The 555-nt window shown below is 30.6% G+C and carries 2 protein-coding genes; both read right to left on the reverse strand.

Features of this window, described 5'->3' with window-relative positions:
* A partial coding sequence (locus IDG60_RS00785; protein ID WP_206160375.1) for an ABC transporter permease occupies positions 1–379 on the reverse strand: 379 nt, incomplete at its 3' end.
* Positions 372–555 (reverse strand): oligopeptide/dipeptide ABC transporter ATP-binding protein (locus tag IDG60_RS00790; RefSeq protein WP_346767025.1); only part of this gene is annotated, 184 nt, incomplete at its 5' end. The genes IDG60_RS00790 and IDG60_RS00785, both read right to left, overlap by 8 nt.

Here is a 555-nt window from a genome sequence, read left to right on the forward strand (position 1 = left end):
AACTGTAAGAATATCTACCTGACGTTATTCCTAAAGCAAATGAGATAATATAAGTAATAATTAATGACATAGCACCGAGTAATATTGTATTTGGAATTCTTTCCTCAATAACATCAATTACCGGCCTTTTATATTTGATTGACTCCCCTAAATCACCATGTATAACATGATTGACCCATCTAATGTATTGATGTGATATAGAGTCGTTGAGGCCTAACTTTTCCCTTTGTGCATTTATCGCTTCTTGTTTTATTTTTCCGTTTTGTAAATCTGAAAATGGATCTCCTGGTTGAATGATAGCTAATGAAAATACAACAATAGAAATTAAAATTAGTAACGGAATCATTAAACCTAATCTCTTTAATATTAATTTAACCATTTAAATCACCTACTTTATTTACATAAAAACAAGCAACTTGATGTTCATCACCAATGTCCTTTAATTGTGGTATATTTTCTTTACATTTATCTTTTGCAATCGGACATCTTGTATGAAAAGGACAACCTTGCGGCGGATTACTTGGCGAAGGTAATTCTCCTTTTAATATAATTCTA

Source organism: Staphylococcus sp. EG-SA-2 (assembly GCF_017152085.1).